The sequence below is a fragment of the Pseudomonas sp. S04 genome (assembly GCF_009834545.1).
Classification (GTDB): Bacteria; Pseudomonadota; Gammaproteobacteria; order Pseudomonadales; family Pseudomonadaceae; genus Aquipseudomonas.
On record NZ_CP019427.1, the window covers coordinates 2,334,211 to 2,357,996 of the forward strand.

The 23,786-nt window shown below is 59.2% G+C and carries 20 protein-coding genes and 1 pseudogene; 3 read left to right on the top strand and 18 right to left on the bottom strand.

All coding sequences use genetic code 11. The features are described from left to right. Nucleotides 1–86: 86 nt before the first annotated feature. From PspS04_RS10530 to PspS04_RS10560, 7 genes and pseudogenes are all read right to left on the bottom strand, one after another. The gene (locus PspS04_RS10530) at nt 87–1,565 is read right to left on the bottom strand and encodes a DUF1254 domain-containing protein (RefSeq protein ID WP_159998782.1); all 1,479 of its coding nucleotides are present in this window, start codon (nt 1,563–1,565) and stop codon (nt 87–89) included. A gap of 95 nt (nt 1,566–1,660) precedes the next feature. Further along, entirely contained in the window at nt 1,661–2,938 is a 1,278-nt protein-coding gene (locus tag PspS04_RS10535) for an OmpP1/FadL family transporter (RefSeq protein ID WP_159995064.1), read from the bottom strand. Between the two features lie 288 nt (nt 2,939–3,226). Then, nucleotides 3,227–4,255, bottom strand: a complete 1,029-nt coding sequence (locus PspS04_RS10540) for an AraC family transcriptional regulator (RefSeq protein WP_159995066.1) — start codon at nt 4,253–4,255, stop codon at nt 3,227–3,229. A 463-nt stretch (nt 4,256–4,718) separates the two neighbouring features. Then, nucleotides 4,719–4,934: pseudogene (locus tag PspS04_RS27750) on the bottom strand (4-cresol dehydrogenase); the annotation flags it as partial. A 51-nt stretch (nt 4,935–4,985) separates the two neighbouring features. Continuing rightward, on the bottom strand, nt 4,986–5,528 hold the full coding sequence (locus tag PspS04_RS10550) for a histidine phosphatase family protein (protein ID WP_159998784.1): 543 nt from the start codon (nt 5,526–5,528) through the stop codon (nt 4,986–4,988). Between the two features lie 69 nt (nt 5,529–5,597). Then, entirely contained in the window at nt 5,598–6,653 is a 1,056-nt protein-coding gene (locus PspS04_RS10555; protein WP_159995068.1) for an SDR family oxidoreductase, read from the bottom strand. Between the two features lie 3 nt (nt 6,654–6,656). Next, nucleotides 6,657–7,076, bottom strand: a complete 420-nt coding sequence (locus PspS04_RS10560) for an ester cyclase (protein ID WP_159995070.1) — start codon at nt 7,074–7,076, stop codon at nt 6,657–6,659. Nucleotides 7,077–7,192: 116 nt separating this feature from the next. Here PspS04_RS10560 and PspS04_RS10565 point away from each other — a divergent pair, with 116 nt between their 5' ends. Continuing rightward, complete coding sequence (locus PspS04_RS10565; RefSeq protein ID WP_095169178.1) at nt 7,193–8,080, top strand: LysR family transcriptional regulator; 888 nt, start codon at nt 7,193–7,195, stop codon at nt 8,078–8,080. An 84-nt stretch (nt 8,081–8,164) separates the two neighbouring features. On the opposite strand, the gene PspS04_RS10575 is transcribed toward PspS04_RS10565, so the two are convergent. The 6 genes from PspS04_RS10575 to PspS04_RS10600 form a co-directional block, all read right to left on the bottom strand. Next, a complete protein-coding gene (locus PspS04_RS10575) occupies nt 8,165–9,193 on the bottom strand; it encodes a LacI family DNA-binding transcriptional regulator (RefSeq protein ID WP_159995074.1) in 1,029 nt (342 codons plus the stop codon). Nucleotides 9,194–9,268: 75 nt separating this feature from the next. Beyond that, nucleotides 9,269–10,768, bottom strand: a complete 1,500-nt coding sequence (locus PspS04_RS10580; RefSeq protein ID WP_159995076.1) for a glycoside hydrolase family 32 protein — start codon at nt 10,766–10,768, stop codon at nt 9,269–9,271. After that, nucleotides 10,765–11,910 (bottom strand): ABC transporter ATP-binding protein, encoded by a 1,146-nt coding sequence (locus PspS04_RS10585; RefSeq protein WP_159995078.1) that lies wholly within the window; start codon nt 11,908–11,910, stop codon nt 10,765–10,767. Before PspS04_RS10585 ends, PspS04_RS10580 begins: the two co-directional genes overlap by 4 nt. 27 nt (nt 11,911–11,937) lie before the next feature. Then, nucleotides 11,938–12,780: a carbohydrate ABC transporter permease gene (locus tag PspS04_RS10590; protein ID WP_095169173.1), complete on the bottom strand. Its 843-nt coding sequence runs from the start codon at nt 12,778–12,780 to the stop codon at nt 11,938–11,940. Next, nucleotides 12,777–13,739 (bottom strand): carbohydrate ABC transporter permease, encoded by a 963-nt coding sequence (locus PspS04_RS10595; protein ID WP_095169172.1) that lies wholly within the window; start codon nt 13,737–13,739, stop codon nt 12,777–12,779. Before PspS04_RS10595 ends, PspS04_RS10590 begins: the two co-directional genes overlap by 4 nt. A gap of 20 nt (nt 13,740–13,759) precedes the next feature. Continuing rightward, nucleotides 13,760–15,034 (bottom strand): ABC transporter substrate-binding protein, encoded by a 1,275-nt coding sequence (locus tag PspS04_RS10600; RefSeq protein ID WP_095169171.1) that lies wholly within the window; start codon nt 15,032–15,034, stop codon nt 13,760–13,762. Nucleotides 15,035–15,203: 169 nt separating this feature from the next. On the opposite strand from PspS04_RS10600, the gene PspS04_RS10605 reads away from it, so the two are divergent. Both PspS04_RS10605 and PspS04_RS10610 read left to right on the top strand, forming a co-directional pair. Then, on the top strand, nt 15,204–16,769 hold the full coding sequence (locus PspS04_RS10605; RefSeq protein ID WP_159995080.1) for a carbohydrate porin: 1,566 nt from the start codon (nt 15,204–15,206) through the stop codon (nt 16,767–16,769). Nucleotides 16,770–16,873: 104 nt separating this feature from the next. Continuing rightward, nucleotides 16,874–17,791: a carbohydrate kinase family protein gene (locus tag PspS04_RS10610; RefSeq protein WP_159995082.1), complete on the top strand. Its 918-nt coding sequence runs from the start codon at nt 16,874–16,876 to the stop codon at nt 17,789–17,791. Nucleotides 17,792–17,855: 64 nt separating this feature from the next. On the opposite strand, the gene PspS04_RS10615 is transcribed toward PspS04_RS10610, so the two are convergent. The 5 genes from PspS04_RS10615 to PspS04_RS10635 form a co-directional block, all read right to left on the bottom strand. Beyond that, complete coding sequence (locus PspS04_RS10615; protein ID WP_159995084.1) at nt 17,856–18,836, bottom strand: peptide ABC transporter ATP-binding protein; 981 nt, start codon at nt 18,834–18,836, stop codon at nt 17,856–17,858. After that, nucleotides 18,836–19,804, bottom strand: coding sequence for an ABC transporter ATP-binding protein (locus PspS04_RS10620; RefSeq protein WP_159995086.1), 969 nt, complete (start codon nt 19,802–19,804; stop codon nt 18,836–18,838). Before PspS04_RS10620 ends, PspS04_RS10615 begins: the two co-directional genes overlap by 1 nt. A gap of 10 nt (nt 19,805–19,814) precedes the next feature. Further along, nucleotides 19,815–20,726, bottom strand: coding sequence for an ABC transporter permease subunit (locus PspS04_RS10625; protein WP_159993742.1), 912 nt, complete (start codon nt 20,724–20,726; stop codon nt 19,815–19,817). A gap of 11 nt (nt 20,727–20,737) precedes the next feature. Then, entirely contained in the window at nt 20,738–21,748 is a 1,011-nt protein-coding gene (locus PspS04_RS10630) for an ABC transporter permease subunit (protein ID WP_159995088.1), read from the bottom strand. A gap of 206 nt (nt 21,749–21,954) precedes the next feature. Next, the gene (locus PspS04_RS10635) at nt 21,955–23,556 is read right to left on the bottom strand and encodes an ABC transporter substrate-binding protein (RefSeq protein WP_159995090.1); all 1,602 of its coding nucleotides are present in this window, start codon (nt 23,554–23,556) and stop codon (nt 21,955–21,957) included. Between the last annotated feature and the right edge of the window lie 230 nt (nt 23,557–23,786).

A 23,786-nucleotide genomic window follows, 5' to 3' on the forward strand; every position in this document is an offset into this window, starting at 1 on the left:
TAGCCCCTTCGGAATAGGCCACACTGGATCTCAGCCTGAGCAATCGAACGACTGCTTGCCAACCGCAAGCAGTCGCAAGCGTCGCGTTACTTCGATGCCACCACTGCCGGCGGCTGCCAGCTGCCGCTGCCTGCGGGAAGAATTGAAGGCGGCGTGGCCTTCGGCCAATAGAGGCGCATCACTAGATAGGCCGTGTCGTCAGGCGCGGGCAACCAGTTGGACTCCTTGGTCTTGCCCGGCGAATCTTTCTGGATATACAGCGTCAGTGAACCGTCCGCGTTCTTTTTCATGGCCGACAGCATCGGCGAATTGATCAGGTAGCGGTTGATCGGATTCTTGATCAGCAGTTGGCTCTTGCCGTCGTACATGGTCACCGACCAGAAGGCATTGACGGGCGGCAGTTTGCCGGCGGGGAAGGTCAGCGTGTAGTTGTGCTTGCCGGTATCCAACGTCTGGCCGTTGCCATCGGTACGCGTAATGGGATACATCGCCTCGGCGGCGTCATTGCCGTACAGACCAGCCTTCGCGGCGCCAGCCCGCATCAGCCAGTCGCCTTTGTAGAACGCCTGGTCGCCGAAGAACGCACCGACGCTCCAGCCGTTGATATTTTTCATGCCGCTGGAGAGGAACTTGTCGACCTTTTCGTCGCCGGCTTTCATTCCGAGCAGGACCACGGCCTTGTGCTCGAGCGAGAGGTCCTTGAATTCGAAGCTGCGACCGGGGCCTACCCCGATGCTGGCCAGCTTCGCACGGATCGCCTTGTCCTCAGCCGATGGCGGCACATACTGCAGCGCCGCCGACAGGTACTCGAAGAAGTTGGCCTTGATGCCCTCCGTGGTGGCTGGCACGAAAGCGATCTTCGGCGCAGCGGGCGGCGCGGGTTGATGGAGGAAAGCGGACAGCGGCTGTACCTGGTAACCCGCCTGCACCTTCTCGACATTCGGCATATCGGCCGGATTGAACAGCTGGGTGCGGATCAGCGTCAGTGCGAAAGGGGTCGTGGAGCTGAACACCTTGTCGATGCCTGGAGGTGTCGCTCCCTTCCAGTCGGGGCCTGCAATCAAATAGCTCCCGGGTACGCTGGCCGTGGCCCGACTGCCGATGTAGCCGTAGTTATAGGTATTGCCGTCGATCAGTTGCACCGAGTAGTAGCGTTTTTTGGCAACGGCAGGCACGGTGATCACCAACGGCTCGGCGCGCAGGTCGGTCCAGAGAAAGGAGTACGGCGTGTCGCTGTTGGGGGTAATGATGGCTGTGTCAGCGGGGGTCGCGACTTTATGATCGTGGTGCAGTTGGTTGAAGGGGGCCTTGAACTGGCTGGACTTGGAGTCCACCGCGAATTCGTTCATTACGGCGTAGTTCATGACCAGCGGCAAGCCGTAGATAAAGCCTTCCTCGGCGATCGCCTTGGTTTGCTCCAGGCTCGGCGCGGGAACGCCCTTGGTCACATCGGCCTTGTCGGCCTGTGTGATCGGATCGAGCTTGCTCGTGCACCCGGTGAAAAGCGTTGAACCTACGACGACCGCCGCAGCCAATGTCCAGCCACTGTGAGACTTCCTGTTCATTTTCACCTCGTTAGTTTTGTACAAGCTGGCGTCGTGAGCGTTCATGCCCGCGGTTAGATACTAGGCATGACACCGGAGTCGCTCTTGGATCTTTCTCAGTAGCGCCAAGTCATATTGGCAGTCAGGGCTTGAATCCAGGCGTTGTCGAACTCGCCTGAGACACGATTGCCTGACAGCGTTTTTTGCTGATCGACGGACATGTCCCCCATCCACACCGTGACCCAACTGAAATTCACGTCTGTCTCTTTATTCAGTGAATAAGTAAAGCCCGTGGCGAAGCGCCAGGCGGCGCCCATGGGCACGGTGAGCGTACGATTACCGTCGGACACGGCGGACGTGTCATAGGCGACACCGAAATCCCAGACCCAGTCCTGGTTCATCTGGTATTGAGCGCCAAGCGCCAATTGATAGGTGTCTTTGTAATGCGCATCGATTGAAGCGGCCCGGGAACCGGTTCTGGACGTGTCTACGTCAATGCCGATGTCACCGAATTTCGACCAGTCCTGCCAATTGACCGAGGCCAGGACAGCCCATTGCGTATCCAGTTGCTGGTACAGGCTGAGGGTCGCCGTTTGCGGTACTTTCAGGTCGATTTTGGTGTTGAGGCTGTTGAGGCGACTCACCAACGGAGCACTGCTCTTCACATTCAGACGATCCTCGAAGTCGAGGTCAACCTGACTGGTGTAAGCCAAGCCAATCCGGGTACCGGGCTTTGGGGCATAAATCACGCCTGCGTTGGCGCCGTAACCCCAGGTGCTGTCCCGGTATTTGTATTGGCCGTCACCCCGTTGTGTCAGTCCGAGCGGCGCCTGATCGATGGCGGCTTCGCTTTTCAACGTCCCGTACATGGCTTTCAAACCGACGCCGACGGACCACTGATCGTTGAAGCGATAGGCGACACTGGGTACCAGTGACAGTCCCGCTATGCTCGCGTTCTGCACGAAATAACGGCCCGACCAGTCGTTGTCGTAGTTTTCAGCGAGACCGAAATCGCCATAGGAGCCGAAACCGACGGACCACCGGTCATCCAGTTGATGGCTGATGAAGAAACTGCCGCCCGGTATGGGATCAAGCGCGTTACCGCTGCCAGTGCCCGGCGCATTGGTTTCGCTGTCCCGATCGAACGATAAGTCACCAAAAAGAACCTGAGCGCCAGCGGAGATCTGTGTTCCGCTGAGGTAGCTCAAGCCGGCGGGGTTGCTGGCTATGGTCGAAGGACCCTGTGCCCGGGCCGCTGCACCGGCATTGGCCAGTCCGACGTTGTCGGTGGCGATTTCGTACAACATCAGGCCACCGGCAACACTGCGACCACTGGTAAAGAGTGTCAGCGCACCAAGAACAGTAATCGACAACACACTTTTATTTAATGGCATGAAATCCCTCTCTATCAGATCACTCAATCGATATGGCTTAGATCGCCCCAAGGTCGAGGTGCCGACTTTTATTCGTGCGGCTTTCTTGAGTGTCTGTACGGAACTCCAACCGCAGGTGCAACTAATCGCCAGCCTCATGAACAGCTCAAAAAACCGAAGATCAGCTTTGCAGCCAGCCTGTTGTCGCGTTCACTTTACGGCAATCATCAGAAAGGTATCTTGCATTTTCGGACACCGACGCGCGGTATCACGGGTGTATGGAAATTGTTGAATCACCCTCAACGGAGGCTACGCCAGCCCATTTCTCCAATGCTGTGGTGACGTATTTGTCCATGTTTTGAATGCACGGGAGAAGGCGTTTGGATCCTGGTACTGAAGGGTCTGAGAGATTGTGGATATCGGCAAATCCGTATCTTTCAAGAGCTGCCGCGCGAAGTTGCTTCTGGAGTCGGTGATCAGTTCTTTAAGGTGAGAACCTTCCGCATCCAGCCGGCGTCGCAGCGTTCTTTCATTCAATGAGAATTGACCGGCGATGTGCTTGGAATTTGCCTGGCCTTTCAATAATAGAGCGTATGTCTGGCTCTTTATTTGTTCTGAAATTGTCAAAGGTGACGTGGCGGTCGAAATAGCCAGTTTAAGTAGATGGTGTAAGCGTGGATTCGCCGTACATTGAATTTGTCGGAGTCTCTGATTGTTTATTACCAGTCCGGAAATGCTTGCATTGAACTGAATATTACAGCGAAATTTTCTGACGTACGGGGTGATGTCTGATGGCTTGCGATATGAAAACTGCACACGAACGGGCGTCCAGTTAGCGCCTAATAAGGCCCGCAGCATTTGCAGGCCAACCATGACGGCAGTGTCAACAAGTAATGATTGATTGGGCAGGTCGTGGCGATAAATCACATATCCCAACAAACTGTGTTGGCCCGCCAAGGGAAGAAGCAGTGGGGTCGCGCCGCGATCGTAGAGATTGGCATGCCCGACCAGGTCGTTCAATGCATCGCCTGGTGTAGTCGCAAGACGCATGAGCTGACCCACCGGCCCCAAATTTTCCAGCGAAAAGCGCTCACCGATCAACAGGCCAATATGGGGGCACTGAGTGTGTTCGAACGCCGTGTTGAACAGACGAGCAACGTCCATGTAGCCGAGATGGTTGTCTTCATATGCAAATTGCTCAAGGCTGATACCAGCGTCTTTGAAAACGCCTCGCGAGGAACCCCCTATCGCGTCAACTACTTCCGGGAACCTTCGGAATGGGCTTGTACTAATTTCTCCAGGCCCGCCCATTCTTAAAGATGATTTTTTGGAGGGCATATTAGCTCGCTATCATTCCTGAAACTGGCGCATTGGCCACGCTGGCGAACATCTGACACATGACGAGCAAAAAAGCGTAGCGCCCATGAGCCGGCGCCTGGCACCTCGCAGCCGTTCTGCGCTGCCAGTCCTTGGACCCAATCATCGAATACACGAATCGTTCGCATTAATTGAATCCAAAAATACATAATATTGAATACATTGGTTTAGCACGGATGCGCTTTTTTTCAAATGGTCCATAGAGACTCTGCTCCACCCTAATAGCCGCTTCCATATATCGACGAAGCTTGGTTGGAGGGCATTCTTCTGATGGTTTCGTTTCGAGTACTTGGTCAGAAATAAAAAATGAAGTGGAGCCAACAGAGGGAGTGGGCCCTCTTTTTCTGGATTAGCAAGACGACTGTCCGCCTCAAGGGTTGTCGCTTGCCGGCGCTTTGGGAACGCAGATGTGTCCGATGTCGTTTATCTGCGAAGCCAGCACCTGCTGTTTGTCGCACTCGCTGCCTCGGGCCTGGCTCACCGGTGCAAACCACATCGAGCCACCACCGCCGCGCCAGTTGTACAGGCCAAATTCCTGCAAGTTAGGCACCCCGGACATCAACTGGGCGCGGTACTTGAACGGCTGGGTTTCACCGGCCTCTTCCTGGGTGACGATTCGGCCCTTGCCCAGTTGCTTCAGGGGCCGACGGCGCGGAGAACGACAGCATCACTCTCGATCAACTAGCGCTACTTACACACCCACATGCCGGTACACCGCTGCGCTCCAATACTGGCTACCGTTACGCGTATGGCGAACCCAACCATCTTTCACCAACTGTTTGGCGATCATTCGATTCATGAAGCCATGACCGAGCAGCAGGACGGATCCTTCGCCAGTAAGTGACTGCAGTAGCTCAGCTGCGTTGCTGGCGCGCAGCCTCGCAGTGTTAGCCGATTCGACGCTGCCTGAGTAGCCACAAAGCCATAAGATTCTAAGGATAAATGCCCAGGTAAAGGGCGAGAGCCGTGGGCGTTTCCAATGACCAAAAGGTAGTTGGGCTTCGCAGAAAACGGCGTCGACCAGTACCGGCTTCAGCCCGAGCGCTTGCACGGAGCTAAGCGCACGAGGCGCGCTGCTTGAAGCAATGACCGTGGCGGATGCAGCGAGTCGTTGACTGGCATCCGGAACCGGCTGCTGGGTGATTTCGGATCGGTTGTAGTGTTCGATCCAGTCTTTCATCTCGAGTGCTGAGACTTTATCGACGTTTGCCAGTTGTGGCTGGCCATGTCGCATCAGAATTATTTCCCTGTTCACAGTGAATCTACGTCCTTGTTCTGGTGCGCTTTGAAGGTTTTTTCTCGACTATGTCGAACGAGCGTTTTTGTTCGAGGTCCGCGCATTGTGTTTTTCAAACCAGCCGTGATCGCGGTACCACGCTACGGTGTCAGTGATTGTCAGCTCTAGCGACCGGAAACTGAGGCCAAGTTCTTGTTCGCTCTTGCTGTGATTGAAGTGGGTGCGGTACTCCTCTCGTATCATCAGGCGTAAGGTGGCCATGCTCAACAGTATGGGCTTGCCGGTAAGACGCGCATAGATCTCCTGCACAGCCGCCAAGGTGTATAGAAGCACGAGCGGTAGTTCGCGCGAGGGTGTCTTGACCCCCGCTATACGGCCCAGGATAGGTACCAACTGGCGCATCGTCATGTGCCGGCCTGCCGCGAGATAGCGCTGGCCGCGCCGCCCATGTTCGGCGGCGGCTATCAGCGCCCGAGCGACATCACGTGCATCGACCACTGAGACGCTACCGGGGATCAATCCGGGCAATTTGCCGTTCACGACATCCTGTACCAACTGTCCCGAGGAGGTCGGACCGATGTCGGCGGGGCCCCACATCCAGCCAGGCAGCACCATGCAGGCATGCATATCAGGATGTGCTTCCAGGAACGATAGGATGCCTTGGTCGGCGAGTATCTTGCTGCGGTAGTAGTCGTCTGCGTCGGCGTCGGCGCGCAGACACGTCTCATCGATGGAGGTGCCAGGCGCACCGTCGAGCACGGCAATCGAAGAGGTGTGGATAAACTGTCGTATACCGGCGCGGTAGGCCTGATCAATCAGGTCCTGCGTACCAATGACATTGACCTTTTCCAGTTCTTTCCAGTGGCTACCGCCCTTGTAGTTGTCGCGAAAAAAGGCCGCGGTATGAAACACCACATTGCAACCTTGCAACGATGGTGCGAATGCGCTGACGTCGGCCATGTCCCCAATGACCAGTTCCACCTTCGGTAGTTTGTTGAACTGCTGTTCACCTTTGGCTCTGGAGCGGACCAGGGCTTTGACGGAGTAGCCACGAGCGATCAGTTCTCGTACCAGATTGTTGCCCAGCAAGCCGGTTGCGCCAGTAACAAATGCGTTGCGCATGGATTAACTCTCTCCCTGTTGGGCTAACGACATCAACACAGCACTGTCGAAGAACGCCTCCTCACGGATCACCAGCCCATCCTTGAAGGTGAAATGCGCAGCATAGTGGAGGGTGATAGGTCGGCCGTGGGGGGCAATCACCCGGCCAGGCAGCATCAGCGGGGCGGTGAAGGTACCGCTCAGCAAGGCCGTCAACGCCAAACGATCGTCCGCGACCATGAATGGGCTGAGAGTCACTTGCGCATCGGGCAGTGCGTCGAAAATCGCGGTCTCGCGTTTGCGCATGGATTGGCGACCGACTTGAATCCCCATGCTATCGAGGTAGATAAAGTCTTCATGCACCAATGCAAGCATTGTCTCTACATCGCGGCGATTGAAGGCTGCCGCGGCGCGTTGCGCATAGTCGTTGGGGCCAGTAGTCATACAGTCCATTCCCGTTGTTTCAAAGGCCAGTAGATATACCGTTGAGATCTCTCCTGAAAAACAACCACTACGGCATAATGGATTTGCATATCTGCAAACCAAGGAAGGAAGAGCGCATGGCGGTGCAAGCAAATTGGGATGATCTGCGGCTGTTGTTGGCAGTCTCGCGGCGTGGCAGCTTTCTTCAAGCGGGCCAGTTGCTAGGTATCGCGGCGTCTACCCTGTCTCGTCGCCTGAGCCAACTTGAGGCGGCTCTCGGCGAGCCACTCCTCGAACGTGGTGTCGAGGGATGTCGGTTGACCTCGCGGGGTTTATCTCTGGTGGATGTTGCACTCGCTGCGGAGGCAGGCTTGAGGCGTCAAGCAGTGGCTGATTTGTCCGGTGTTCAGACCGAGCTATCTGGCAGTGTTCTGGTCAGTGCGGGAGAGGGGTTCTCTTCTCGGGTATTGGAGGCTGCGCGTCGTTTCACCACTGCGCATCCGCTTTGCTCGGTGGAGTTGCTGGTCTCAGCCGACTTTCACAAGATTGTCCGCGGTGTGGCCGACATTGCTGTACGCACGGTACATCTGGGCGAGCCATCGCTGATTTATCGACCCATAGGCAAGCTTGCCTATGGCATCTTCGCTGCTGCAGGGTACCTGAAGCGCTTTCCTGAGTTGACCCCGGCCACAGCAGGCAATATCGCCTTGCTTCCTCCTCAAGACATGTTGCCGCAAATGCGTGCAGCAAAGGCGGCGGGTTTGGAGCGTACGCAGATCAGCGTGAGTTCATTCGCCGTGCAACTCGAGTCGGTGAGGGAGGGATTGGGAGTCGCCGTGCTGCCTCGAGTCCTGGCGAAAGACTTGATTGAGTTATTTGCGGATATCGATCTACCCGATATGGACGTCTACCTGGTGACCCGCCCTCAGGCATTGAAGCAGCCCCACATCAAATGCTTCTTCGCTATCTTGGAGCAGGTACTGCTCGAAGCCCTGTGCGTTGAAAGCGACCCAGTGCGACTCTGAAGTCGCCGGGTGTTTTCCCGCGACAGCCCCGAGTCACGGTCACCCAGATAACCATTGATCATGCCGAGAATCCCAGTCGCCAACTCATGCTTTTCCGGCAGGGGAGGGAAGTTGAGCTTCCTGGAGAGATGACCTGACCACCAATGGACAATCAACCGGCTGGGTTCCCGATACCTCAAGGGTCTCGATCAGGTGCCGGGCAGCCTGGCGACCGATCTCGTAGTAGGGTAGTTGCACCGTGGTCAGGGGCGGGATGAACAGCTCGGCGATACCGATCATGTTGTCGTAGCCGAGCACGGCGACATCGTCGGGGATTTTCAGGCCGCGGCCGAACAACAACTGATAGGCACAAAAGGCAATACGGTCGTTGCCACAGATCAGAATGTCGAATTGCGGGCGACCGTCGAGGATGTGCCGGTCGAGGATGGCTGCGGTTTCACCATAGGCGTCATGATCGGAAAGGTCGTATTGCAGGAGTGAGTCAGGCGCCAGGCCGAATGCCTCACAGGCACGCTGCAGGCCTTTCTGTCGCAGGCCCCAGGCCAGGCTTTGCTTGGGCAGATTGATACACAGCGGGCGCCGATAGCCCTGGCTCAACGCATGGTGTACGGCTCGATACTGGCCTGATTCGTCGTCCGGTACATAGCTCACCAGGTTACTGTCATCTGCCAGGCAATTGGCGAGTACCAGGGGTTTGCTCTTCAAACGCTCCGGAATGCTCACCTGGCGAAAGCCCATGGCGCTGAAGATCAAGCCGTCGGGACGGTGCGACAACATCAGGTCGATGTTCTGGTCGGTGGGCGGGTTGCTCAACAGGTTGAGGATAAAGACGTTCCAGCCGGCTTGCTGTGCGGTCTGTTCGATGGACAGCAGCAACTCGACCGCAAACGGTGTGGTCGCGGTGTCCAGCGCGAACACACCAATGGTTCGCGACTGCAGATTGTCGCCGCGCATTCTGCGCGCCGACAAACTCGGCACGAATTGCAGTTGATCAATCGCCTGGCGCACCCGCTGCAGGGTTTCGGGGCTCAACTTTTCCGGATTATTGAGCGCTCGAGAAACCGTCATCAGGGACACGCCGGCCAGCTGTGCAACGTCTTTCACTGAAGTCATGCGAGGCGAAACCTGTCAGGTTGACGCGCGATCATGCCACAGGGCCCGCGCTTCTCGCGACTCCAATGACGCGGCTCATAACCAGCCCGAGGCAAGAGGCCAAGCGTTGGGGATGGAGACGCGCCCGCCACTGCCACTGGCAAGCAGCTTCACGCCCAGACTGTCTGGCCGCGGATAAAGGCGACTGCTGAGGGTGAACTGACCGTTTTCGTCGAACACCTCGATGGACGAGCGATCGAGGAACACATGCAGTTCCAGGTGCTCTTGTGCAGGGTCTATCGCCACGCTGCGCTGCCCGCTGACTTGCGCACCCGAGCGGCTGCGGTCAAGCACCAGACGATGCAGGGCCGCATCGTAGTACAGCAGCGTTTCCTCCTGGCCGTCCTCACTGCAACGCAAGGCGACTCCCACCTGCCCGGTGCAGCCGAGCAGGTCCAGATGCACATGGATTTCCAGCATGTCGCCCTTCACTTCCGGCACCCAGCGGGTTCCCGATTCATCCCACCACGGCGTACCCGGCAATGGCGCTTGGCGCAGAGCGGTGAGTTCCCGCGCCGGATACATGTACAGGCGATCGGCACACAGTTCCAGCTCGCGCGGCAAACCGAGCATGCCGCACCAGTGATGGGCCTGGCTCGGCATCGGGCTTTCCCACATGTCGAGCCACGCCCACACCAGGCGTCGACCGTCGGCGGCGAGTAGGGTTTGTGCGGCATAGAAATCATGGCCGTGATCCAGCTCGATAAACGGCCCGCCCGTGAAGTGCCATTCGCTGTCGAGTCGGCCCACTCGATAACCGGTCTGGTACTTATTGAGCCGTTCGTAGCCCTGGGGATGCATGCCTTGCGGGGAGTACAGCAGCACATCGCGTCCGTTCAGGCGGAACAGGTCCGGGCACTCCCACATGTAGCCATCACCCTCGCTGCCGCGGGACACATAGTCGAGGAACTCCCAGGTATGCAGGTCCGTGGAACGGTACAGCGGGAGCAACGGCACATCGCCCAGGCGGGCGCCGGCAATCAGGTACCAGCAGTCATTCTCCTGCCAGACCTTGGGGTCGCGAAAGTGCATGATATCTTCTTGCGGCGCGCGCTCGATGACGACGCCATGCTTGACGAACCGGTTGCCGTCGCTGCTGGTGGCCAGGCACTGGACTTGACGGATGCAACGCTCGTCACCGACTTCCCCAAGCCAGGTATGCCCGGTGTAGATCAGCGCCAGGGTATCGCCACAGACTACCGCGCTACCGGAAAAACAACCGTCACGGTCGAACTCATCGCCGGGCGCCAATGCAATGGGCAGATGCTGCCAATGGACCAGGTCGGCACTCTTTGCATGCCCCCAATACATCGGCCCCCATTTCGCTTCGAAGGGGTAGTGCTGATAGAACACGTGATATTCGCCACGAAAGTACACCACTCCGTTAGGGTCGTTCATCCAGCCCACAGGGGGGGCAATGTGATACCCGGGTCGATAATCGTGGATGACGCGAGACAGGCCGTCACGCAGCGCATGCTGCGCAAGCTCGAGGGCGCCAGGCATGGGAGCGTTCATGGGATTCAAGGACTCAGTCATAGGGCGCCTGCTCGTGCCGAGCGCAACGGGACGCCATCCGATGGGGTTTCAATTGTCTGTGGGTAGCGCTTCAAGGCGCTGCCGTCGGCGTCGAACAGGTGCAGATGGGCGACCTCCAGTCGCAGCTCGACCCGATCGCCGACCTGCCAACCGGCGCTGACCTCGCAACGACAAACCAGCGGTTCGTCCTGCGCTGTCTTGAGGTGCACATAGGTTTCGCTGCCCAGGTATTCAACCCCGGTCACGGCGATGCCGCTGCTGCCCGTGGCTGCCTTGAGTGACATGTGTTCCGGGCGAATCCCCAGGCTCAGCGGCGTGCCCGGTGCCAGGTTCGAGCTGTCGAAGGGCAGGGACGTGGCGCCCCAGATACCGGTATCGACCTGGCTGTGTTCACCGGGTGCCTGCAGGAGCGCGGGCAGGAAATTCATCGTGGGCGAACCCAGGAAGCCGGCGACAAAGCGGCTGGCCGGGCGCTCATAGAGTTCGCGCGGCGAACCGACCTGTTCGACGTGCCCCCCATTGAGCACGACAATTTTGTCGGCCAGGGTCATCGCTTCAACCTGATCGTGGGTCACATAGATCATGGTCGAGCCCAGCCGATCATGCAGCCGGGCGATTTCGTTGCGCATCTGTACGCGCAAGGATGCATCCAGGTTGGAGAGCGGCTCATCGAACAACAGAATGTCCGGTTCCCGCGCCATGGCCCTGCCCATGGCCACACGCTGGCGTTGTCCTCCAGACAGTTCCCTTGGCTTGCGTTGCAGCAGTTTGTCCAATTGCAGGATCTGCGCGGTTTTCAGCACGCGTTCGCGCAGGCTGCTCTTTTGCGTCTTGGCCAATTTGAGACCAAAACTGATGTTGTCGTAGACGCTCATGTGCGGGTACAGCGCATACGACTGAAACACCATGCCGACCCCACGTTCGCGTGGCTCCAGGTCGTTGGCTCGCTGCCCATCGATCAGCAGATCGCCGCCGCAGATCGAATCCAGTCCGGCGATCAGTCGCAGCAGGGTCGACTTGCCGCAGCCCGAAGGACCGACGAACACCACGAATTCACCCGCCGCGATTTCGAGGCTGACGTCGCGCAGAATCCGCGCGCCGCCCAGTTGTTTGTTGACGTTGTCTAGTTTCAGTTTGATCACGATGCTGTTCCTTGTCTTTGTTGGGCATCAACCCTTTAACGCGCCGGCAGTGAGACCGGAAACGATTCGGCGCTGGAAGATCAACACCAGAATCACCAGTGGGACGGTGACTATCACCGAGGCCGCCATCAACAACCCCCAAGGCAACTCGTGGGGGCTGCCGCCGGAAATCAAGGCGATGGCGACCGGCACTGTGCGTTGCGTGTCGGTGAGAGTGAAGGTCAGGGCAAACAGGAACTCGTTCCACGCGGCAATGAACGCCAATAAGCCAGTGGTAACCAGTGCGGGCCAGAGCAGCGGCAACAGCACTCGGGTCAGCGTGACCCAGGGGGACGCGCCGTCCATGATTGCCGCTTCCTCCAGTTCATGGGGCAGTTGTCCCATGAACGTGGTCAGCACCCAGACAGTGAAGGGCAGGGTGAAAATCGTGTAGCTCAGGATCAACGCCCAGGACGTGTTGTACAGGCCCAGCGCGCGGATCACCTCGAACAGCCCGGACAGCACCGCGACCTGGGGAAACATCGACACCCCCAGGACCAGCATCAACACCGTGCCACGGCCACGGAACTTGACCCGGCCCAAGGCGTAGGCGGCGGTCAGGCTGAGGAATAGCGCCAGCGCCACCACGCACAGGGCAACCACCAGCGAATTGCCGATGGCCTGCAGGAATGAGGCTTGATGCAGGACCGCCGAATAATTGGAGAAGTCGGGGTTCTTGATCCAGTAGCTCACCTCGAACAAGGCGCTGGACGGCTTCAGCGACGTCACGATGGCGTAGTAGAAAGGGAAGACCGCATACAGCAGCAATATCCCGATCAGACACCAGAACCCGAGGCGCAACAGGGCTTTTTTCAGTAGACGCGGGCTCATGCGCGCACCTCCAATTGACGACGTCCGAGGTACAGGTAAAGCAGGGCGATGACCGCAACCACCAGGAACAGCAGCGTCGAAGCCGCGCTGCCGTAGCCAACGTCCTGGAACTCCACCAGATGCTGGCGGGCGTAGACCGACATGCTCATGGTGCTCGATGAGTTCGAGGTCAGCACATAGATAACGTCGAACACCCGCAGCGAATCGAGGATGCGGAAGATCGCCGCCACCAGCAGCGCGGGCATCAGCAGCGGCAGCGTGACACGCCAGAACACCTTCAGCGGGTGAATGCCATCGACCCTGGCAGCCTCGTAGCAATCGCTCGGCAACATCTGCAAGGCCGCCAGCATCAGCAGCGTGACAAAAGGTACGGTCTTCCAGACATCGACGATGATCACCGCCCACATCGACAGATCCGCATCGGCCGTCCAGGCCAGGGGCGCATCAATCAGGCCGAGGCTGAGCATCATGTGATTGATGATGCCGAACTGGTCGTTGAGCATCCATGACCAGATTTTCGCCGAGACAATGGTCGGAATCGCCCAGGGAATCAGAATCAACGCACGCACCATTGAGCGTCCGGTGAACTTGATGTTGAGCAGCAACGCCACCAGCAGCCCCAGGACGATTTCCAGGCCCACCGACACCACGGTGAAATGCAAGGTGTTACGCACCGCGTTCCACCATTGAGGATCGACCAGGATGCCCGACCAGGACGAACCGTTGTGGAACAGGTAATTGCTCAAGCCAACGAAGGATCCGCCATCGGTGTCCGCCAGGTTGGCGTCGGTCAGGCTGAACCAGAATGTGCGCAGCAGTGGCCAGGCTGCCACCAGGGCCAGACACAGCAGCATGGGTGTCAGGAACAACCAGGCGGCGCGCACTCGGCGACGTTGTACGGGCGTTTCCCGGGTGAGCAGGAGCTCGTCACCGGGGGCGTGGGTAGCAGAGACAGACATGCTGATTTCCTTCCTTTGACTTACCAGTTCCGGCGTTTGATGCGCGTGAGTTCGCTTTCCAGGTCGACCAGCGCCTGATCGACAGGCAACTCGTCCGCCAGTACGCCATGCACTCGATCGAAGAACGCATTGGAGACTCGTGGATAGCGATCGGCAGTGATCGAGGCGGGGCGCATCACTCCAGCGTTGAGAATGCTGTGCAGCTGGCTGTAGTAAGGCATTGCCGCGAGCAATTCAGGGTCTTGGTAGAGCGACTCGATAACCGGGTTATAGGCGCCGATCAGCGCACGACGTTTTTGTTCTTGGGCACTGCTCAGGTAGCTCACCAGCTCGGCGGCAAGTTTTGGCTGGGCGCTGTACCGCGACACCGCCAGGCCCCAACCACCGAGGGTCGATGCATGGCTGCCAGCGTCGCCGCCGCGGGGCAGGGGAGCGACGCCAACCTTGTCTTTTACTGCGCTGTCCTGGCTTTGTACCAAGGCCCAGACATACGGCCAGTTACGCATGAACAGCGCATTGCCCGACTGGAATACGCCGCGACCTTCTTCCTCGGTGTAATTGAGCACGCCCCGTGGGGAGATGTCGCCGACCCAGCTTTTGGCCAGGGTCAACGCCGTTCTCGAGGCCTGGCTGTTGACCACGATATCGCCTCGTGAATTGACCAGCCCGCCTTCCGGATGGCTGCTGATCCACTCCAGCGCATTGCAGGTCAGGCCTTCGTAGGCACGCCCTTGGAAGATGTAACCCCAGGCATTGGGATTCCCGGCCGTGCGCTCTGCCTGCTGGACACTCCTGGCGGTCGCGGTCATTTCCTCCCACGTCTGGGGAACCGGCAGGTGGTACTTCTCGAGCAAGTCCTTGCGGTAATACAGCAGGCCCGAGTCGGTGAACCACGGCATCGTCACCAGCCGTCCGTTCACCGTGGCGTTATCCACCTGTGCCTGGAAATAGCCTTGGGTGGCGTTGGCTGCAAGCACCTCGCGCAGATCCATCAGGTGTTTGGCCAACATCCCTGGCCAGACCATATCGATTTGAATGATGTCGATGTCGGCGGACTGCGCACTGAGGATCTGCTGGTAGAACGACAACCTTTCGGTTGCCGAATTAGGCGTAGAAACCACCTCGACGTGGTGACCGGTCTGTTTTGACCACGCCTCGACAGCCTCCTTGCACAGTTGCAACTCCGCACCCACGGCACCGCAGGAGATCGTCAGATCGGCTGCATTCGAGAGGGATGGAAGCCCGGCACAGAGGGTGAACAGTGCTGCTGGAAAGATCGATTTGAGCAGTTTCATAAAGGCCCCTTTATTTTTGTTTTTATAAAAGTTAACGTTAACATCGCCAAATGTAACAGCGAATTTGCGATGAGGCATCCTTTTTTTCGTGGTTTTTGACAAATCACCCTTCGCGAAAAAGAGCCCAGTCACGGCAGCAACGACAATAAAAACAACACAGGAAATCGACATGCAGAAAGCATCAAGCTGGCTACTCGCAGGTGTGCTTGGCACCTCGGCGGCAACCACCCAGGCCGCGACATTGGAACAACGCATGGCCGCGTTTGAAGCCCGTGCCAGCGCCGCGGAAAAACGCGCTGCCGCTGCCGAGCAGCAAACCCAGGCACTTGCCAGGGAATTGCAACAGCTAAAGCTTGCCACTCCCGCCTTGCAGCCAGCAGCGTCGACGGCTGCAGCCAGTTCGGCGCCGGCCCTGGACACCCGTGTGGCAAAACTCGAAGCCCGTCAGCAAAGCCTGGAAAAGCAGGGCAGCAGCGGACACCTCACCGACGGCTTCAGCTTCAAGGGCTATGCCCGTTCCGGATTGCTGGTCAACGATGGGCTCGGTGGTGGTCGCGGCGGTCCCTACACAACCCCAGCCGGTTCAGTCGGTGGTGCCGTCGGACGACTTGGCAACGAAGACGACACGTACATGCGCATAGACCTGTCGAAAGAGACCTATGCGCAAAACGGCACCCGGGCCAAATTCACCGTGTCCATCGCCGACGGTGTGGAGAGTTCCAATGACTGGACGGCCGACGAGAGCAACCTCAACGTGCGTCAGGTGTTCACCGAACTCGATCATCTCGCCGCCTTCAAGGGCAACTCAGTGTTCGAGAACTCCACCTTGTGGGCAGGCAAACGATTCGACCGGGATAACTTCGATATCCACTGGCTGGACTCGGACGTGGTCTTCCTGGCCGGCACCGGCGGTGGCATCTACGATGTGCAGATGAACCAGGACTGGCGTTCGAATTACTCCCTGGTCGGGCGTAACTACGGTGACTTCAGTGAGGGCGGTGTCGATGCCGATGTGGAAAGCTACATCCTGACCTCCAACCAGTTCTTCGACAGGGGTCAGTGGCAGTGGATGTTCAATGCGATTGGTGCAAAGAAAAACGACATTTCCATCCGCAGCAATGAAGCAGGTCTATCGCCTGCGGATTCCGGTTTGCAGAGCATGCTGGCCAATCACCAGAAAGACTTTTTCGGTCGGCAAGGCTTCTTCAAGACGGCGCTGCTCTACGGGCAAGGCCTGGGGGCAGAGGTCAAGAACATCGGCTCGGATGGCGAACTGATCGATGACGCCCGCGCTCTGCGACTGGCGGTTTACGGCGAGACGCCAATCGCACAAGGCTGGCGCATCGGCCCCAGCCTGTTGGCCGAGCAAAGCAAGGACCGGTACGTCAAGGGTGACGATTACCGCTGGATGACCCTGAACGTACGGTTGGCCAATGAAATCAACCGCAACTTCGAGATGGCTTACGAAGTGAGCTGGCAAACCATGGACCTCGACCCCAAGGGCTACCTGCAACGGAATGCGGTCGACGGTGACTTCTGGAAATTCACCATTGCCCCGACGTTCAAACCGGATGTTGGCGACCTGCTCACACGGCCCGAGTTGCGCGTGTTCGCCAGTGTCATGGACTGGTCGTCGGATCTGGACAGCTACAGTACCGCTGACTCCTTCGGCAAGTCGGACTTCAATGCAGGTGGCGTATGGCAGTACGGCATCCAGATGGAAACCTGGTTTTAATATCTGAACCCGTCCGGCCAACAGCAAGGCATAGTGCGTCAGTGATTAACGGTCCAAGCTAGTTGGCCAGCAGTTACCTACAACACAGCATTGAGGAAATGAGCATGGGATTGCCTCGCGCAGTCGTATTTGGCGAAGCGCTGACCGACCTTGTCCAGGGCACTCCTGGACAGTGGCAGGGCTACCCGGGTGGTGCGCCCTGGAACGTGGCACGCGCGCTCAGTCGCTTGGGTGTTAGCTGCGCTTTTGCAGGTTCGGTGAGCATGGATTCACTGGGTGACGAGATCGTGGCGCAGTCGCAAGCGGCAGGGCTGGATAGGCGGTTTATCCAACGGGTAGACCGCACGCCTTTGGTCGCCATCGTTCCATCCAGCCGCCCCCCACAGTATTTTTTTGCGGGAGAGGCCGATCTGTTTTTTGATCCGCAGTTGATGCCTGAAGGATGGATCGACCAGGCGCAACTGTGTCATTTCAGTTGCATCAGCCTGGCGCGACAGCCACTGGCCGGCAGGCTGGTGAACATAGCTCAGCAGGCCAAGGCAGCGGGCAAGCGGATCAGTTTTGACCCGAACTGGCGCAATTTGATGGACAGCCATTATCGCGAGCAGACCTTCCCGACGATGACCGCCCTTGCCGACATGATCAAGCTCTCCGACGAAGACCTTCGGCATATCTATCCAGGACTGTCCGAACAACAGGCAATGGATGAGCTGCGTGCGCTCAATCCTCAGGCGCAGATCCTGTTTACTCGAGGCGAGCACGGGATGATTCTCCACACCCCGGACAGCCAATTCGAGCAGCCGGCGATTGCCGTGAACGTGGCAGACACGGTGGGCGCAGGAGACGCGTGCATGGCCGGTTGGCTGGCGGCGCAGTTGCTGGGGATCTCCGACCTGCGCGCGCGCCTGCGATTTTCAGCGGCTTGCGCATCCATATCTTGCCGCCATGCCGGCGCCCATGCGCCAGCGCTGACGGATGTGCACAGTCTGCTGCAACTGCTCGACCGCAACGACTCACGGTGAACAGTCTGTCGGCAAGCTAGGACGCGTTGAGTGGCAGAGCTACAGATACCCGTGCAGCAGTTTGTCAGGCCGCCCCCTCGAGAAATTGCTCGGCGTAATGACACGCTACCTGGCGGCTGTCGAGCAAACGCAAGGCCGGCTCTTCGGTACTACAACGCTCGGTGGCGTACGGGCAGCGCTTGTGGAAGGCGCAGCCGGACGGTGGGTTCAGCGGGTTGGGCAGTTCGCCGACGATCTTGATTTTCGGTTTGTCCGGGTCCGGGTGGATGGTCGGTGTGGCCGACAGCAGGGCCTGGGTGTAGGGGTGCAGGGGGCGGGTGTAGATGTCCTCTTTCGGGCCCATTTCCACTGGCCGGCCGAGGTACATGACCATCACGTGGTCGGCCACATGGCGGACCACCGCCAGGTTGTGAGAGATGAACACGTAGGCGGTGTTGAATTCCTGCTGCAGGTCCATGAACAGGTTCAGCACCTGGGCCTGGATCGACACGTCCAGCGCCGAGGTCGGTTCGTCCGCCACCAGCACTTTCGGTTGCAGCATCATTGCCCGGGCGAGGGCGATCCGCTGGCGCTGGCCGCCGGAAAACATGTGCGGATAACGCTGGTAATGCTCGGGACGCAGGCCGACCTGCTTCATCATCGCCTGGACTTTGTCGCGCCGCTCGCTGGCCGAGAGGTTGGTGTTGATCAGCAGCGGCTCGGCCAATTGGTCACCGATTTTCTGCCGCGGGTTGAGCGACGCGTACGGGCTCTGGAACACCATCTGCACGTCTTTGCGCAACTGCTTGCGCTCGGCCTTGTTGGCCCCGGTGACTTCCTGGCCGGCGATTTTCAACGAGCCGGAAGACGGCTCTTCGATCAGCGTCAGGGCGCGGGCCAGGGTCGACTTGCCGCAACCGGATTCGCCGACCACGGCCAGGGTCTTGCCGGCTTCCAGTTCGAACGACACGCCGTTGAGCGCACGCACGGTGGCGTGGCCCTTGAACAGGCCGCGGGAGACTTCGTAGTGACGGGTCAGGTCGCGGGCGGTGAGAACGACGGCCATTACGCCACCTCCTGATTCAAAGGATAGAAGCAGCGAGCGAGGCTGTTGCTTTTCGGATCGAGGGCCGGGCGCTGGGCGCGGCAGTTGTCCTGCACGTAGGGGCAGCGTGGCGACAGCAGGCAACCCTGCGGACGGTCGTAACGGCCGGGAACGATACCCGGCAGCGTGGCCAGGCGCGATTCGCCCAGGCTGTGCTCCGGAATCGCCTTGAGCAGGGCTTCGCTGTACGGGTGCGCGGGAATGTCGAACAGCTGCGGCACCTGGCCGACTTCCACCGCTTGGCCGGCGTACATCACGCACACGCGCTGGGCGGTTTCGGCGACCACGGCGAGGTCGTGGGTGATCAGCACCAGGCCCATGTTCTGCTCTTTCTGCAGGGCCAGCAGCAGGTCCATGATCTGCGCCTGAATGGTCACGTCGAGGGCGGTGGTCGGTTCGTCGGCGATCAGCAGCTTGGGTTCGCCAGCAATTGCCATGGCAATCGCCACGCGTTGGCTCATGCCGCCGGAGAGCTGGTGCGGGTAGGCGTCCATGCGGCTGGCGGCCCCGGGAATCTCGACTTTTTCCAGCAGTTCGATGGCACGCTTGCGCGCCGCGCGGCCGGACATTTTCAGGTGCAGGCGCAGCACTTCTTCAATCTGGAAACCGACGGTGTAGCTCGGGTTCAGCGCGGTCATCGGGTCCTGGAAGACCATGGCCAGGTCTTTGCCGACGATCTGCCGCCGCTGGCGGTTGCTCAGCTTGAGCATGTTCTTGCCGTCGAAGTTCAGGGCGTCGGCGGTGACGATACCGGGGGGCTCGATCAGGCCCATCAGCGCCATCATGGTCACCGATTTACCCGACCCCGACTCGCCAACGATGGCCAGGACTTCGCCCTTGTCCACGCTAATGTCGAGGCCGTCGACCACCGGAACGGCGGTCTTGTCGCCGAAACGCACGTTGAGATTGTTGATTTCTAACAGTGACATGGGAATCTCCTCAGGCGGCGTTCTTGAGTTTCGGGTCCAGCGCATCGCGCAGGCCGTCGCCCATCAAGTTGATTGCCAGCACGCTGAGCAAAATGGTCAAGCCAGGCAGGCTTACCACCCACCAGGCGCGTTCGATGTAGTCGCGGGCCGAGGCCAGCATGGTGCCCCACTCCGGGGTTGGCGGTTGCACGCCGAGGCCGAGGAAGCCCAGGGCGGCGGCATCGAGAATTGCCGAGGAGAAACTCAGGGTCGCCTGGACGATCAGCGGAGCCATGCAGTTGGGCAGCACGGTGATGAACATCAGGCGGGGCAGGCCGGCACCGGCCAGGCGCGCGGCCGTCACGTAGTCACGGTTCAGCTCGCCCATCACCGCGGCGCGGGTCAGGCGCACGTAGGACGGCAGGGACACGATGGCGATGGCGATCACGGTGTTGATCAGGCCAGGGCCGAGGATGGCGACAATCGCCACGGCCAGCAGCAAGGAGGGCAGGGCCAGCATGATGTCCATCAGGCGCATGATGGTCGGGCCTAGAAGCCGCGGGAAGAAGCCGGCGAACAGGCCCAGCAGGATCCCCGGGATCAACGACATCACCACCGACGACAAGCCGATCATCAGCGACAGGCGCGAACCCTGGATCAAGCGCGACAGCAGGTCGCGCCCCAGTTCATCGGTACCGAGCAGGAACTGCAGTTGCCCGCCTTCGAGCCAGGCCGGCGGGGTCAGCAGGAAGTCGCGGTACTGCTCGCTGGGGTTATGCGGGGCAACCCAGGGCGCGAAGATCGCGCAGAAGATCACCAGCAACATGAACATCAGGCCGGCAACGGCGCCTTTGTTTTTGGAGAACGCTTGCCAGAATTCTTTGTACGGGGACGGATACAGCAGGCTTTGATCGACTGCTACCGAGGGTGTTGGAGTACTCATGGGTAATGATCTCAGCGCTGATGACGGATGCGTGGGTTGGCAAAGCCGTAGAGGATGTCCACCACGAAGTTGACCAGGATCACCAGGCAGGCGATTAACAGGATGCCGTTTTGTACGACGGGGTAGTCCCGGGCGCCGATGGCTTCGATCAGCCATTTGCCGATGCCGGGCCAGGAGAAGATGGTCTCGGTCAGGACTGCACCGGCCAGCAGCGTGCCGACCTGCAGGCCGACCACGGTCAGTACCGGAATCAGCGCGTTGCGCAGGCCGTGGACGAACACCACGCGCGACGGCGACAGGCCTTTGGCCCGTGCGGTGCGGATGTAGTCCTCGCGCAGCACTTCGAGCATCGAGGAGCGGGTCATCCGCGCGATCACCGCCAGCGGGATGGTGCCGAGCACGATGGCCGGCAGGATCAGGTGGTGCAGGGCGTCGAGGAATGCGCCCGTGTCATCGGCCAGCAGGGTGTCGATCAGCATGAAACCGGTGACCGGCTCGATGTCGTAGAGCAGGTCGATCCGTCCGGAAACCGGGGTCCAGCCCAGAGACACCGAGAAGAACATGATGAGGATCAGGCCCCACCAGAAGATCGGCATCGAATACCCGGCCAGGGAGATGCCCATCACCCCATGGTCGAACAGCGATCCGCGCTTGAGGGCCGCGATCACCCCGGCCAGCAAACCGAGGATCCCGGCGAACAGCAGGGCAGCCATGGACAGTTCGAGGGTCGCGGGGAACAGCGAAGTGAACTCGCTCCAGACACTTTCACGGGTGCGCAGCGATTCACCGAGGTCGCCCTGGGCCAGTTTGCCGATGTAGTCCAGGTACTGGGCATACAGCGGCTTGTTCAGGCCAAGGCGTTCCATTGCCTGAGCGTGCATTTCGGGGTCGACCCGGCGTTCGCCCATCATGACTTCCACAGGGTCGCCAGGAATCATGCGAATCAACGCGAAAGTCAGCAGGGTGATGCCGAAAAAGGTGGGGATCAACAACCCCAGTCGGCGGGCAATAAAACTCAGCATTTGGGCGACTCACTCCTTATCTTTTTTGTAATGCCGGTCATCGTGCTGGCCGTTCTCAGCAGTTCAGGCTGCATGGGTAAAGGCTTGGGCTCGACGTGTCCCGGTGTGGCGCTGGATATTTTTGGTTGTAGCAGGTGAGACCGTCCTCGCCGGTCTGGCGCCGGCTCGAGGAAGGCGAAGGGGGCCGTTTGGCCGGCCCCTGTTGCTCACTGCTGGTTGTAGACGCCGTAGAAGCTGCTGAGCCCGAAAGGGCTGATCTGGAAGTTTTGCACACTGGCGCGCATCGGCTGGTAGACCGTGGAGTGGGCGACCGGGGTCATCGGCACCTGCGCTTTCAGGAGGTGCTGCGCTTGTTTGTACAGCGCGGTGCGCTGCTCCACATCGGCGGTGGCCTTGGCGGCCCCTACCAACTTGTCGTAGCCATCATTGCACCACTTGGAGAAGTTGTTGCCGTTGACCGCGTTGCAGGTGTAGAGGGTGCCCAGCCAGTTGTCTGGGTCACCGTTATCGCCAGTGAAGCCAATCAACATGATGTCCTGCTCGCCGGCGTGGGCGCGCTTGATGTACTCGCCCCATTCGTAGCTGACGATGTTGGCCTTGATGCCGATTTTGGCCCAGTCGGCCTGGAGCATTTCGGCCATCAACCTGGCGTTGGGGTTGTAGGGGCGCTGCACCGGCATGGCCCAGAGGTTGAGTGCCGTGCCTTCTTTGACGCCTGCAGCCTTGAGCAACTCCTTGGCCTTTTGCGGGTTGTAGTCGGCATCCTTGATGGTCTCGTCGTAGGACCACTGGGTCGGCGGCAGGCCGTTGACGGCCAACTGGCCGGCGCCCTGGTAAACGGCGTCGATGATGGCTTGCTTGTTTACCGCCATGTCTAGCGCCTGGCGTACTTGGAGCTGGTCGAACGGCTTGCGGGTGAAGTTGTAGGCGATATAGCCAAGGTTGAAGCCTGGTTGGCTAGGCATCTTGAGGTTCTTGTCTTCCTGCAGCGGCTTGATATCGGCCGGGCGCGGGAAGGAGGTGATCTGGCATTCGTTCTTTTTCAGCTTTTGCATGCGCACCGAGGCGTCGGTGGTGATGGCGAAGATCAGATTGTCGATCTTCACGTCTTCAGGCTTCCAGTAATCCTTGTTGCCCTTGTAGCGAATCTGGGCGTCTTTCTGGTACTTGCTGAACACGAACGGGCCAGTGCCGATCGGCTTCTGGTTGATGTCCTGGGCCTTGCCTTGCTTGAGCAACTGGTCGGCATATTCGGCCGACTGGATCGAGGCGAAGCTCATGGCCATGTTCTGGATGAAGGCTGCGTCGACACCCTTGAGGGTGAACTTGACGGTATGGTCGTCGACTTTTTCGACCTGGGTGATGTTTTCGTGCATCCCCATGTCGGTGAAGTAGGGGAACTCGGTGGGGTAGGCCTTGCGGAACGGCATGTCCTTGTCGAGCATGCGCTTGAAGGTGAACAGCACGTCGTCGGCGTTGAAGTCGCGAGTCGGCTTGAAGTAGTCGGTGGTGTGGAACTTGACCCCATCACGCAGGTGGAAGGTGTAGGTCAGGCCGTCGGGAGAAACGTCCCAGCGGGTTGCCAGCCCCGGGATGACCTTGGTCCCGCCACGTTCAAATTGCGAAAGACGGTTGAAGACAGTTTCGGCTGAGGCGTCGAAGTCGGTCCCCGTGGTGTATTGGCCTGGGTCGAAGCCAGCAGGGCTACCTTCGGAACAGAACACCAGGTTGCTGGCGGCGTGGGTGAAGCCGGAGCCGAGGATCAGGCCGGCGGCAATCATGGTCTTGAGCGTGGTTGTTTTGCGCATGCGAACCTCATTGTTGTTATTTTTGAGGGCGGCAGATCAGGTCGTTCATTCCAGGGGAGGGGCACCTGACCCTGCGGCTTTACGGGCTGTAGGCTGCCCGTCATGTGCGACAGGGAGCCAAAGGCCGACGTGCTGGCTTGGGCGGTGACGCTGAAAGGGGAGAGGGAAACTCGCGCCGTCAGCGGCCGAGGCAAAACTTAAGTTATTCTAAAATTAAATACAACTTAAAT